The organism is Streptococcus sp. 151470009-6, assembly GCF_053628175.1.
Map to the genome: position 1 here is coordinate 581095 of NZ_JBSEZF010000001.1, position 13487 is coordinate 594581.

The following is a 13487-nucleotide window of genomic DNA, read 5'->3' on the forward strand; positions in this document are numbered from 1 at the left end:
CAAAGTACAGTTTTTGTCAAATAATTTCAATTATAAAACAATAATGTTCGTTTTTTATGATTTTAAGATAAAAAATGAGGAGATTAGTTTCTCCCCACTTCTTCATCAATAACCGCTTTAAAATTTTCTTCTGAATTTTCCATCATTTCACAAAATGCACTATAGGATGAGGCATTCTGAGGTATTCGAATAGACCACTTCTTCAACAAAGCTCCATAACCTGCTAGCTTTCCTATTTCAATATCAATAACCTTGTCCTTGCTCGGAAAAACAAGACCAGCTTTCTCAGCTTTTAAAATATAAGAATAGGAAATCAGCTGGAATAAGTCCTCACGGTTGATTCCTTTTTCAGTGAACTCCAGTTCTTTATATTTAGCATCTAAAACTATTTTTAACTCTTTATGATAAAAATCTGGAAATACTTTTCTTTCACGATTAGAAAATACTGAAATTCCGTCCGTCTTATCCTTATTTCGTGGATGGATGAAATCTTTTGGCAACAAGGTATGAACATATTCTTCCCAAAGCCAAGCAACATCAAAAAGAATACCATGGATTTTTTGCTCTTGATATCCTAACCCATGCTTCTCTCTATTTAGGATCATCAGGCAAAGCTCCTGTAACTTTCTATACTCTCTGAAATAGGCGTGTCGAATAGGTTTGATTTTATTCATTCTGATAATCTTGGCACGATTAGCTAGTTTATAAGAGGGCGTTACACGCACGATTTCAGATACATTTTCACGACTAGTTAAGAGATTATCAAATACTCCTTGACCAATGCCTTTCTGGTTTTTAATGTATTCAATAGTGTGACGGATCAACTGCATGAGGGGATTATCATAGGTGAATTCTCTCGTTGTGTAGGCAACATTTCCCATAAAAGGAAGGTTTTTCTTGAGATGATTTCTTACATCAATCACTCCCTTTACATGACTATCGTTATGAGAAAATCTTTGGTATTCCTTATAAAGACCTTTTCGGAGAGCGACTTGCAGATACTTTGGAAAGAGGTAGATTAAAAGCTGATAGAGTCTTTCCTCGCGCGATAAACCAACATCCAAACTAGTGAGATTGATATTTAGAACTTTCTGCAATAGATAATGCAAAAAATAGTCATCACTTTTACTCGAAAAGCGAGAAGAAATGGTTAATCTCTCCTGACCACACCCCAGAAATCCAATCACATTCCCTGTTTTAATTTTCTGATTGACTGTTTCCAAAATCTTTTGGTCCTTATCCAAATCAGGAGAATTTTTCAGGTCGTTTGGAAATATAAAGATACTATCTTCTTGAGAAAGATTATCTAGAGTTCTATCTAAAAGAACTTGACTAATTTTAGGATATTCTGTGATAAACTCTTCTTTGTTTAAGGCCTGTTGATTGTCAGTTAACTGCATCGTCATCACCAATATCTTGCTGATTTGTCAAATCATATGCTTTTTTCAAAGTATTCAGTATTTCGTCTTCTTCATAAGAACCACGAAAGTAATCTTCCAAAAGTGGTTTGAGATAATCAGACCAGAGTAATTCATAATCATAATCCAATTCTTTTAAATTACGGAAATAACTTGGTCCGATATGATAATGACTGTTTAGCTCCTGAACATTTTCGATAGCAACATTCAAGTTCCTTAGTCGAGTTTTAGCTTCTTCAGCATGAATACCCAGTTCTTTATCCAACATAGCAACTTGACTTTCAGCAGTAACTTCAACAAAACGAAAACGACGACGCATAGCAAAATCAAAGGTATCCACTGAACGATCAATATCATTCATAGTTCCGATGATGTAGACATTTTCAGGGATATAAAACTTTTCATCAGTTTCGTGTAGATTGGCATATTGGGTAGAAACACTTCCCTTTTCACCACGATAACCAGGGTCGATAGAGAAAAAGAGTTCGCCAAAAATTTTAGAAATCTCCCCACGATTGATCTCATCGATGATGAAAACGAATTTCTTGTCTGTGTCAACCTCTGTTGGAGAAAGGTATTCTTTCAGACCAAATCTCTTTCTCAATATTTCTAGGACAGTTCTTCCACCACTTTTGTAGTATTCTTGCTTATTATAATTTTTATCTTTATACAACTCGTAAACATATTTGCGAGGTAGTGACCATCCTGGAACACCACTATCATAATTTACTGACAAATTTTGTCTACTATTGACAGATAAGTAAGATGTTTTTGTTATATATTCTTTTTCTTCAGCAACATTTATATATTCTAAGTAAGAATCCCAAGCTTCATCAAAATTATCTTGTCCTCCAATCAATTGGGCTTCTTTTGCTTTCTGACAAAAATCTTTAAAAATACCATCCTGTAGCCTAAACTCAATAGCTCCATCGCCATTTGATACCGGTCTCAAACCCTCTACAAAATCCGTATAATCATAAGATGGGTGAAACTGTACAAAGCCGATTTGATCTTCATTACCACCCGTTAGCTCTGCCGCAATTTCTTTAGCAAGATAAGTTTTTCCTGTGCCAGGAGCACCACGGAGGATGAGGTTTTTGGATTGTAACAAGATATTACTCAAGGGATGATGAATATTATTTTGTTCAGACATTTCTTTCTCTCCTTGCTTATTATCACTGTCTATAAAATCTTTTGAATATTCAAATAAAATACTACCCAACATTGAAGATTCTAGTTCAGGATATGTTTTAGAAAACAGTTTACAAATCTCATGATTCTGACGATAGGGCCCTCCTTGATTGCTTTGGGGAATCAACCTATTCCAAAATTCATTTTGACTATTCATATTTACTCCTAAAAAAGAAGGATTCTCAGAATAAATACAAAGTAGTTTTGTTACCACTGCAGAACGCCTAATAAATTCATTCTTTGACTGTTTCATGTCAAAGATAGGATTATTGAAATCCAACATTCTACCAGCTTGGATGATCTCATACAAATCCGATTTTAATTTGTTAAATCGGTCTTCTAGTTCTGATTCTGGAATGATTTTATTTGCTTGATTCTTATAGCTTTTGGTATCCTCATTCCAATAAATACCAAATTTTGAAGAACCTCCTCCACCAATCCCCATAAATAATGATTGGTACTTTCCTATCTCAAGAGCATAGCAAAAAGAATTACTTTTAGCACCTTTCCCAATGACGTATTCATCGATAGACATGGTTAAAATTCTATCAAGTGGCCATTCTTTAAGAAATTCTTCACGTAATTTTTCATTGTGAACACTATATTTAAATGCATCTTCTCTTAATCTTATTTTATTTTCTTGATACCAAGCATAAAAATCTTCCAAGCTAACCTTTCTTTTATCCATCAATCTTACTCCTTTTATAATAATGTTCGAATAAAAAACTATATATTTCATATATAGAATATCATATCCTATGGGAAATGAAAAGAATTTCTAAAGAAAAAGCCTAGAGTAGAGGGTTTTATTCCCTCTTAACACTAGACTCTTTTTTATCTTAGTAATACTCACCCTGACGGTAGTCCCATGAGTTAAAGGTATCTGACAAATGCATCATGATTTTATCAATGTCAAGTCCTTTACGGATCACGACTGGTGCTGGTGAGATTGAACGGTCTCCTCCTTGTTCTGGGATGAGCTTACCATCTTTATCAACCATAGATACCATCACACCTTGCTCGTAGCGAGTTTCAATCGTTTTGTCAGGTTGGATAGATGCCACATAGTCGTCTGCTTCGATGACAAGGTCCACTGCTCCTTCGATACGTTGACCGATACCTTCCACCTTACCACGGTTTCCTTTACCAGATGGGTTAGCTGATGAGGCATAGACCATCTTGCCTTCTTCCCAAAGTTTTGCAGCCAACTGTTCACCAGCTTTACCAAACTTGATGACAAAACAGCTAGTACCACGAACGTCAGTCATGAGTTCTTCACGGCCATCACCGTATGCTTTGAGTTTTTCAAAAGCTTCTGGTTTCCAAGGAAGGATACAACCAAGGAGAATGTCTTCGTCCCAATGTTTTTGGTAGAAGGCTTCAATTTCTGGGTTGAGTTGTGCTAAAGCGCGTAGCTCGTCCATGCTACCACAAAGCACAACACCTGGTTTGTTACGGTTACGCTCTTTAGCTTCAAATTTGCGTTCAAGACCTGCCTTATCGCTCGTCATGATAATGTAACCAACTTTTGTGGGGCAAACGATACATCCGCCCTCACCTTTTAAAATGTCATAGCCTTCTTGAGAAAGTGTTCCGTTCCATTGAATGTGTTTTGTCATAGTTCTATAGTTCCTTTTCTATTTTTATTCTATTCCTGCCAATAGGCTGGGCGTTGTTTTTCATAAGCAGCAATCAAATCTTCATACTGCAAAGTAATACCGATATCATCCAAACCATTTAAGAGTTTGTGTTTCCATTCGCTATCAATTTCAAAAGTGAATTCTCCAACTGGTGAGATGATTTTCTGTTGTTCCAAGTCCACAGTTACCTGGTCAGTCGGTTTGAGTTGGGCTAGTTTCTCTCGAACATCTCTGGGCTGGACAATGGGCAACATGCCATTATTGAGTTCATTATTGTAATGAATGTCTCCGAAAGATCCTGCAATCACAACCTTAAAACCATAGTCGGCTAGAGCCCAAGCTGCGTGTTCTCTCGAAGAACCTGCCCCAAAGTTATCCCCTGAGATGAGGATACTGGCTTTTCGATATTCAGGTCGGTTAAAGACAAAGTCTGGATCCTCAGTGTAGTTATCGTCCAGATAACGCCAAGCATACATGAGATACTTACCAAAGCCTTTCTTATCAATTAACTTGAGAAACTGCTTGGGAAGGATTTGGTCAGTATCAATGTTATCATTCATGAGAGGAACGGTCGTTCCCGTATAAACTGTAAATTTCTCCATATCCTCTCCTTACTGGGCCTCTGGCATTTGCCGAACATCTACGAAGCGCCCTGCGATAGCCGCTGCAGCTGCCATGGCTGGACTGCAGAGATGGGTTTTAGCACCAAATCCTTGTCTGTCCTCAAAGTTGCGGTTACTGGTTGAGGCACAGTGGACACCATCAGGAACCTTGTCGGGATTCATACCTAGGCACATAGAGCAACCTGGGTCTCTCCACTCAAAGCCAGCGTCTAAGAAAACCTTATCCAAGCCCAACTTCTCAGCAGCTCGTTTCACAGGACGAGAGCCTGGTACTACGATTGCTGTTAGATTGGGAGCAATCTTCTTCCCTTTGACAAATCGCGCAGCCAGTTGCAAGTCACTGAGACGAGCATTGGTACAAGAGCCGATAAAGATATAACCTAGTTCAATATCTGCTGGCTTTTGACCAGGCTCCAAGTCCATGTAATTGTAGGCTCGCTCATCATTCATATCCTTAATTTCTGGGAAGCTACTATCAAAGTCAACCCCCATAGCAGGATTAGTTCCCCAGGTCACCATGGGTGCCAAGTCAGAGACATCCATCTGGATAACCTTATCATAGACAGCATCCTCATCACTGACAAGCGTCTTCCAGTCAGCAACCGCCTCTTCGAAATCTTCTGGAACGCATTCCCGTCCCTTGAGATAGTCATAGGTAGTCTGATCTGGATTCATGATGCCCATCTTAGAGCCAAACTCGATGGACATATTGCAGATGGTCATTCGCTCTTCCATGGTCAAAGCATCAATCGCTTGCCCACGATATTCCACCACATAGCCTACACCACAAGCAACGCCGAACTTGGCAATCAAGGCGAGAATGTAATCCTTGGAATAGACTCCTTTTTGAGGAACACCAGTGAATTCTACCAGCATTTTCTTGGGTTTGACCTGCCAGAGAGTCTGGGTAGCAAAAACATGCTCGACCTCACTGGTCCCAATCCCAAAGGCGATAGCTCCGAAAGCTCCGTGGGTAGCTGTGTGACTGTCTCCACAGACGATGAATTTTCCTGGTTGCGTCCGTCCTGTTTCTGGACCTACCATGTGAACGATTCCCTGCTTTTCAGAACCGTGGGCCGCATGTTCAATCCCAAACTCCTCAACATTTTCAGCAAGCTTATCAATTTGAGCCTTAGAAATCACATCTCGAATATCGTAGATATTGACAGTTGGTACATTGTGGTCAAAGGTTCCAAATGTCAAGTCTGGCCGTCTCAATCTGCGACCTGCATCTCGTAATCCTTGAAAAGCTTGGGGACTAGTCACTTCATGAATATAGTGCTGGTCCACATACATGAGTTGGGGCTGCCCCTCTTCTCCTGTGATGACATGGCGGTCCCATAATTTATCAAAAATCGATTTTCCTGCCATCCATTACCTCCAAATGAAATATAGGGCTACTAGTGTGGTTACCATGCCAAGGAACCAAACCGTTTTAAAATACCATTTTCTAGTTTTATGGTGAAAGGTGATTCCTGCCAACCAGGCACCAAATCCACCACAGACAAGTGCTATCGTCAAGAGAATTTTCTCTGGGATCCGCCAAGCACCTCTCCTTGCCTTGAATTTGTCGATTCCATATATGATGAAAATTATGACATTCCAAATCAAGAGAGTAAGAGCGATTCCTTCGTTTATCTTCATAGTCTTTCAATGATGGCTTCCGTCATTTCCTTGGTAGAAGCCTTTCCTCCTATATCTCTCGTTAAAATTCCTGCTGCCAAACTGGCTTCAACAGCATGCTCGATACGCTCTGCATCCTCAAAACGTCCAAAACTATCTCTCAACATCATGGCTACTGATAAAATCATGGAAATAGGATTGGCAATTCCCTGACCTGCAATATCAGGCGCTGAACCATGAATAGGCTCATAAAGACTTGGCCCCTTTTCAGAATGACTAGCTGATGGCATGACGCCAAGTGTGCCTGATAAAACGCTTGATTCATCAGATAAGATATCTCCGAAAAGATTCTCCGTTACGATGACATCAAACTTAGCAGGATTGGTAATCATGAGCATGGCAGCTGAGTCCACCAACTGGTGTTCCAAGGTCACATCTGGGAAATCCTTTGCGACTTCCTCAGCTACTCTCCGCCAAAGTTTTGATGTTGCCAAAACATTCTGCTTATCGATACTAGTAACGATTTTTCTGCGATTGCTTGCGATTTCAAATGCCTTGCGAAGAATCCGCTCCACTTCCTCATAGCTGTAGTCGTTGATATCACGCGCTTTTCGATCTTCAAGAATATGATCTCCAAAGTAAATCCCTCCTGTCAGCTCACGCACCACGACAAAGTCCACACCAGCAATTTGTTCAGGTTTGAGAGGTGACAAATGTTTGAGACTTTCAAAGATTTTTACAGGGCGAATATTGGCATAAAGATTGAGTTCCTTACGGAGGGCCAGCAGTCCTTGTTCAGGCCGAATCGCTGCCCCATCATACTGGGGACTACCAATAGCCGCTAGGAGAATAGCATCTGCTCCTCTACATGCCTTGAGGGTCTCATCAGGTAAGGGATGCCCCTCAACATCAATACCTGCCCCTCCAAAAGGTCGCCCATCTATCTCATAGTAAAAGCCCGTTTTTTCAGCTAGGGTCTCCAAAACTTCCAAACCAGCTTCCATGATTTCTGGACCGATTCCGTCCCCTGCTAGAGCTACTATTTTCTTTGTCATAGTTTTCTCCTTTACACACTAGGCATATCTCGGTAGGAAACACTACGCCCCATCTCACCAGCATTCTCCTTTTGAACAAAGGTATTGGCATTGATGTAGGCAATCGCCGAAGCCTTCAATACATCGAAGTCAAGACCTGCCGCGTTAAAGATGGTTTCTGTATCTCTGTTTTCAACAGTGACCAAGACACGAGCCTGGGCATCGATCCCATCTGTCACAGCATCAATGGTATAGGACACCAAGCGGACAGATTGGTTGAAGAACTTATCGATAGCGTTGAAGATAGCCTCAACAGAACCTTGTCCGGTCGCACTAAACTCAACCTTCTCACCATCCATATTAGCAAGGCTGACAAGCGCTTCAATGTCTTTATCCGCATGGGTTTGAAGTTGTAAATCATCAAAGTGGAATCCTTCTGGGTTTTCAACCATGATTCCAGCTACCAGAGCACGAATATCTGCATCTGTGATTTCTTGCTTTTTGTCCGCTAGTGCCTTGAACTTAGCAAAGAGTGGTTTGATGTCTTCTTCAGTAAAGTCTAGAGCCAAATCTCTTAGTTTTTCTACAAAAGCGTGGCGACCGGACAATTTACCAAGCGGAAGACTGTTACACTTGACACCAACCAATTCAGGTGTAATAATTTCATAGGTAAGAGGATTTTTAAGAACCCCATCTTGGTGAATACCAGACTCGTGAGAGAAGGCATTTCCTCCAACAACCGCCTTGTTTTTAGGAACTGGAATACCTGAGAAGCGAGAAACCATTTCTGACGTATTGATGGTTTCGTTTAAGACAATACTGGTTTCTGCTTGGTAGTAATCTTGGCGAATATTAAGCGCCACTGCAATTTCTTCCAAAGCAGCATTGCCAGCTCTCTCCCCGATACCATTGATGGTTCCTTCGACTCGTCCTGCTCCATTCTTAACAGCAGCAAGGCTATTAGCTACAGCCATTCCAAGATCATCATGACAGTGAGGAGAATAGATAATCTGACGATCGGTCTTGACATTCTCAATTAAGTATTTGAAGATGGCACCATATTCCTCTGGCGTCGTAAATCCAACCGTGTCAGGGATATTGATATAAGTTGCCCCAGCATCCACAGCTGTCTGAACAACTTGCAAGAGGAAATCCAATTCTGTTCTGGTCGCATCCTCTGGAGAAAATTCGACAATTTCAAACTTAGAACGAGCATAAGAAACATGTTCACTGATTGCTTCCAAAATCTCTTCCTTGCTCTTATTGAGCTTATACTTACGGTGAATCGGACTAGTCGCGATAAAGACGTGAACCTGAGGATACTTGGCATCCTTGAGCGCCTCATAACAAGCATCTATATCAGACTTGACCGAACGTGCCAAACCTGTCACCGCTGTTTTCTTCAAGACCTTGGCAATCTCCTGAACTGCTTTAAATGAATCTGGACTCGCCGCTGGAAAACCAGCTTCGATAGCCGAAATCCCCCATTTCTCCAGCTGTCTTGCAATGGCGACCTTTTCCTTGATTGAAAAGTTAACGCCTGGTGTCTGCTCACCATCACGGAGACTGGTATCTAAAAACTCAACTCTACGCATGAGAATTCCCCCTTCAAAATTTCAGTATAGAAAAAACATCTCGCTCGGAAACCCAAGCGAGATGTTGATTTACTCCCGCTTGGTAAGCCAAACAGGACTAATGCTTTTGCACTAGCCCGAGTACCTCAACAACAAAGCAAATTGATTAAACTTAGCTGTTTTCATGTTTGACTTTCTCCTTCGTTTGATATCTTGTTTAGTATTTTAGCATAGGAAAAATCTCTTGTCAAGAAAAAATCCAATATTTTCTGAAAATTTCTTCAGTAAAGAATATTTTGCTAATTGAAAGTATTTGAAAACACAAGGGAATTTCCTTACTTTTTCAATGTCAAATTCCAACTGATTTCTAGCAAATCTAGAACTTCGTTATCCGATAAACTATCATAAAGAGCAAGACTAATCCAGTAGCGTTTGTTCATATGAAAGGCAGGGTAAATACCCTTTTGTGAAAGCAAGTCAGCTACTTGGTCATGTTTGAGGTTGACTGCTTCCACTAGCCCTTCTCTCCCCTTATCTAGCCTATCCCAAGGAATTCTCATTAAAACAGCATACCACTTTTGACTGTCTTCATGACGTAATACCGCTGTATCAGGAGATTTCTCCCACAGATATTCCAACTGATTGCCATGCTTTTCTTGAACTTGAGCCATGATGCGCTTAGTCTGAGGACAGATAAAATCCTGCACGTCAAAACAAGCCTTCCGAATCTGATAGAGAATCTCCAAACAAGCCTCACGGACACTTCCAACAAAAGACCCTCTCATACTTTCCATATGGACTTGAGGATAAAGGTCACCCGTTTCCTGATCAAAAACTTGAAAGCTCACATTATCCGTTGTGATGGACACAGTCATGACAAAGTCGCCATCCAAGATCTGGAAAGTATCGCTCCAGACTCCCTCATTTTCTATAAAACCGTAAGCACTGGCTTTTTCTTGATTCAACTGATAGGATTTAAAAATTTCAAACATAAGTGAAAACTGCTACCCAAAGCTAGCAGTTCCTTTCTATTTTTTAAAAGACAACCTTAGTACCGTGAAGTTGTGTCACGCCCAGTTGGTCGATAAAGGTTTGACGGTTGTCCAAGTCAATCCCTCCGCCTGGTAAGATTTCAATTTTACCTTTTGCATGTTCCAAAATTCTGTGATAGTGGGCAAAACGTTTTTCTAGTAAGTCCCCAGAAACTCCAGCACGAGTTAGGATACGGGTAACACCAGCTTGGCTGAGCCAGTCAATGGCTTCCAACTGGTCTTCATCACTCAATTCATCAAAAGCCATGTGGAAGACAATTTCCATTCCTTTTGATGCGGCAATCAGCTTCTCTAGATTAACCTTATCCAACTTCTTATCAGCAGTTAAAGCACCAAAGACAACCCCTTGGCTACCTGCTTGAGCAGTCAAACGAATGTCTTCTAGCATGATGGCAATTTCCAGATCCTGATAAACAAAGTCGCCACCACGTGGACGAATCATGGTCATGATGGTGCTATCGTAGTTAGCGGCCAATTCAACAGCTGCCTTGGTTACTCCATAGCTTGGTGTTGTCCCACCAACTGCTAAATTATCACAAAGTTCGATTCGACGAGCCCCAGCCTGCATAGCTTTTTCAAGCAAGGTCACATTTTCAGCACAAAATTCGTAAATCATTTGATTCTCCTTGATGTTTTCTTTGAATTTATTATATCATATTATTTTAAATATGCTTTTATTTTTATCAAGGCAAATAACTACTATTTTTATCTATTCTTTGTCAGGGATGACTTTAAAGAGATAGTAGGTGATAAAGATAGTCAAGGCTCCCAGACCGATTTTGACTGGCAAAAGAGGGGCAAAATAAATAGAAATCCCCATCAAGATATAGATGGATACGATGATTTTTTTCTTGCGTTCTCGCGCTATTGACTTGGTTTCCCGAAAGTCAGCTACATAGGTCTGATAGAGCTTGGTGTGATAAAGCCAGTCTTCAAATCTCTTTGAAGACTTGGAAAAGCAAGCAATTGATAGCAAAAGGAAGGGCGTTGTTGGCAAGAGCGGCAGGACAACACCTACAAGAGCTAGAGCCAAAAAAATAAAACCAATACTGAGGTAAATAATACGCATGTCTTCTCCTAATTGAAATAATCTTCTACTAGTTTCCCACAAAGTGAGGAAATTTGTCAAGCTTCAAGTAAAAAGAGCCTGAAATTTATTTTCAGGACACTTCGTTTTATTTAATTTTCTCTTCTTCGTAGTCGCCATTACTACACACAACCTGCTTGCCACCACCACGGACTTTCTTCTCCATAAGGAAGTGACCACATTTTGGACAATCACGTCCAACTGGTTTATCCCAAGAAGTAAATTCACATTCTGGGTAGCGATTGCAACCATAGAAGATTCGATTGCGCTTGGTTTTGCGTTCAATGATTTGTCCTTGATGACAGCTTGGACACTCGACACCAATCTCCTTAACAATCGCTTGTGTGTGACGGCATTCTGGGAAATTGCTACAAGCATAGAATTTACCAAAACGGCCTAGCTTAATCACCATTGGACTTCCACAGACTTCACAGTCAAATCCAGCTGGCTCATCCTTGATCTGAATTTTTTCCATTTCAGCTTCAGCCTTGGCTACATCTTTGGAGAATGGTTTGTAAAATTCGTCAATAACACGTTGCCACTGTTCTTTTCCAACTTCGACATCATCCAGTTTTCCTTCCATTTCAGCTGTAAAGGTCACATTTACGATGTCTGGGAAATATTCAACGATGAGCTTGTTAACAATTTCTCCTAATTCTGTTGGTTCAAAGCGTTTGGCTGCCAGACGAACATAATAGCGTTTCTGGATGGTTTCAATGGTCGGAGCATAAGTTGAAGGACGACCAACACCATTTTCTTCCAAGGTCTTGATAAGAGTCGCTTCCGAATAGCGAGCAGGCGGTTGGGTGAAATGTTGTTCTGGCTTGCTATTGACCTGCTTGACCACATCTCCAACAGCCATATCTGGCAACATCTTGTTTTTATCAGAGTCATTGTAGATAGCAAGATAACCATCAAACTTAACTTGGCTACCATTTGCTGCGAACCGGACTCCATTTTGAGAGAGCTTGACAGCCATGGTATCAAAGATAGCTCCCGTCATCTGGCTAGCTACAAAACGGTTCCAGATAAGGGTATAGAGCTTAAGCTGGTCTTTGTCCAAGTATTTTGCGATGCTTTCAGGTGTGTTAAAGACACTAGATGGACGAATGGCTTCGTGGGCATCCTGAGCACCTGAGGCATTCTTGACCTTGCTACCATTCTTGGAATACTTGCTACCAAAACGGTCGTTAATGTAGCTTGCAGCTTCGTTCTGAGCTACTGGACTGATACGAGTCGAGTCTGTACGCATATAGGTAATCAGACCTTGCACACCTGTACCGATATTAATCCCTTCATAAAGCTGTTGGGCAACCATCATGGTCTTACGAGTACGGAAATTGATTTTGTTGGCAGCATCCATTTGCATGGTTGAGGTCGTATAAGGTAGGGGCGCATTGCGTTTGCGTTCTTTCTTATCTACCTGGTCTACTGTGAAATCTTTACTAGTCAAATGGGATAAGACTTCTTTGACTTCTTCGTTGGTGGTCAATTTCATCTTTTTGCCATTCATACCATAGAAAGAAGCTTGAAATTGCTTGGTTCCCTTCTTAAAGACACCATCAATTGTCCAGTATTCTTCCGGTTGGAAGGCATTGATTTCATTTTCACGGTCAATGATAAGCTTAAGGGCAACAGACTGCACGCGCCCTGCTGATAAGCCCTTCTTGACCTTTTTCCACAAAATTGGCGAAATCGAATAGCCTACTAAGCGGTCCAAGACACGACGAGCTTGTTGGGCATCGACCAAGTCCATATCAATCTTGCGAGGTTCTTTAAAAGCATTTTTCACTGCGTCCTTGGTGATTTCATTAAAGACCACACGGTTGGCATCATTCTCATCCAAATCAAGGATATGAGCCAAATGCCAGGAAATTGCTTCTCCTTCACGGTCCGGGTCACTCGCCAGAAAGACTTTATTGGCCTTTTTAGCTTCCTTTTTCAAATCATTGATCAGAGGACCCTTGCCTCGGATATTGATATACTGCGGTTCGTAGTTATTTTCAATGTCAACAGACATACTGGATTTTTTCAAATCACGGATATGCCCGACACTGGCTAAAACCTTGTAATTTCGTCCTAGATACTTCTCAATCGTTTTCGCCTTGGCAGGCGACTCCACAATGACTAGATTTTTTTTAACTGTTGATTTTTTCTTCTTTGTTGCCGTAGCCACACTATCACACCTTTTCAAAGTAATAAACTTTATAAAGTGTAAACCATTTTTCTATAGCTGTCAAGACCT

12 protein-coding genes are annotated in these 13487 nt (G+C 40.8%); all 12 read right to left on the reverse strand.

All coding sequences use genetic code 11. The annotated features are described in order from the left end of the window. Nucleotides 1–83: 83 nt before the first annotated feature. A complete protein-coding gene (locus tag ACUW6H_RS03100) occupies nt 84–1400 on the reverse strand; it encodes an McrC family protein (RefSeq protein ID WP_454360994.1) in 1317 nt (438 codons plus the stop codon). Then, nucleotides 1387–3297 carry an McrB family protein gene (locus ACUW6H_RS03105; protein ID WP_454360996.1) on the reverse strand — a complete coding sequence of 637 codons (1911 nt, stop codon included), beginning with the start codon at nt 3295–3297 and terminating at the stop codon, nt 1387–1389. Before ACUW6H_RS03105 ends, ACUW6H_RS03100 begins: the two co-directional genes overlap by 14 nt. 151 nt (nt 3298–3448) lie before the next feature. After that, a complete protein-coding gene (locus ACUW6H_RS03110; RefSeq protein WP_084849756.1) occupies nt 3449–4228 on the reverse strand; it encodes an L-threonylcarbamoyladenylate synthase in 780 nt (259 codons plus the stop codon). A 29-nt stretch (nt 4229–4257) separates the two neighbouring features. Then, the gene (gene leuD, locus ACUW6H_RS03115; RefSeq protein ID WP_096406957.1) at nt 4258–4851 is read right to left on the reverse strand and encodes a 3-isopropylmalate dehydratase small subunit; all 594 of its coding nucleotides are present in this window, start codon (nt 4849–4851) and stop codon (nt 4258–4260) included. A gap of 9 nt (nt 4852–4860) precedes the next feature. Beyond that, nucleotides 4861–6243, reverse strand: coding sequence for a 3-isopropylmalate dehydratase large subunit (gene leuC, locus ACUW6H_RS03120; RefSeq protein WP_454360999.1), 1383 nt, complete (start codon nt 6241–6243; stop codon nt 4861–4863). Nucleotides 6244–6246: 3 nt separating this feature from the next. Further along, a complete protein-coding gene (locus ACUW6H_RS03125; RefSeq protein WP_454361001.1) occupies nt 6247–6516 on the reverse strand; it encodes a DUF1294 domain-containing protein in 270 nt (89 codons plus the stop codon). Further along, entirely contained in the window at nt 6513–7550 is a 1038-nt protein-coding gene (gene leuB / locus ACUW6H_RS03130) for a 3-isopropylmalate dehydrogenase (protein ID WP_454361003.1), read from the reverse strand. The genes ACUW6H_RS03125 and leuB overlap by 4 nt, the downstream gene beginning before the upstream one ends. Before the next feature lie 11 nt (nt 7551–7561). Then, on the reverse strand, nt 7562–9124 hold the full coding sequence (locus ACUW6H_RS03135; protein ID WP_454361005.1) for a 2-isopropylmalate synthase: 1563 nt from the start codon (nt 9122–9124) through the stop codon (nt 7562–7564). A gap of 314 nt (nt 9125–9438) precedes the next feature. Beyond that, nucleotides 9439–10095 (reverse strand): MmcQ/YjbR family DNA-binding protein, encoded by a 657-nt coding sequence (locus ACUW6H_RS03140; RefSeq protein WP_454361007.1) that lies wholly within the window; start codon nt 10093–10095, stop codon nt 9439–9441. A gap of 43 nt (nt 10096–10138) precedes the next feature. Continuing rightward, nucleotides 10139–10771, reverse strand: a complete 633-nt coding sequence (locus ACUW6H_RS03145) for a copper homeostasis protein CutC (protein ID WP_454361009.1) — start codon at nt 10769–10771, stop codon at nt 10139–10141. Between the two features lie 93 nt (nt 10772–10864). Then, the gene (locus ACUW6H_RS03150) at nt 10865–11224 is read right to left on the reverse strand and encodes a YbaN family protein (RefSeq protein WP_096406939.1); all 360 of its coding nucleotides are present in this window, start codon (nt 11222–11224) and stop codon (nt 10865–10867) included. A 106-nt stretch (nt 11225–11330) separates the two neighbouring features. Continuing rightward, the gene (gene topA / locus ACUW6H_RS03155) at nt 11331–13418 is read right to left on the reverse strand and encodes a type I DNA topoisomerase (RefSeq protein ID WP_096406936.1); all 2088 of its coding nucleotides are present in this window, start codon (nt 13416–13418) and stop codon (nt 11331–11333) included. Nucleotides 13419–13487: the final 69 nt, after the last annotated feature.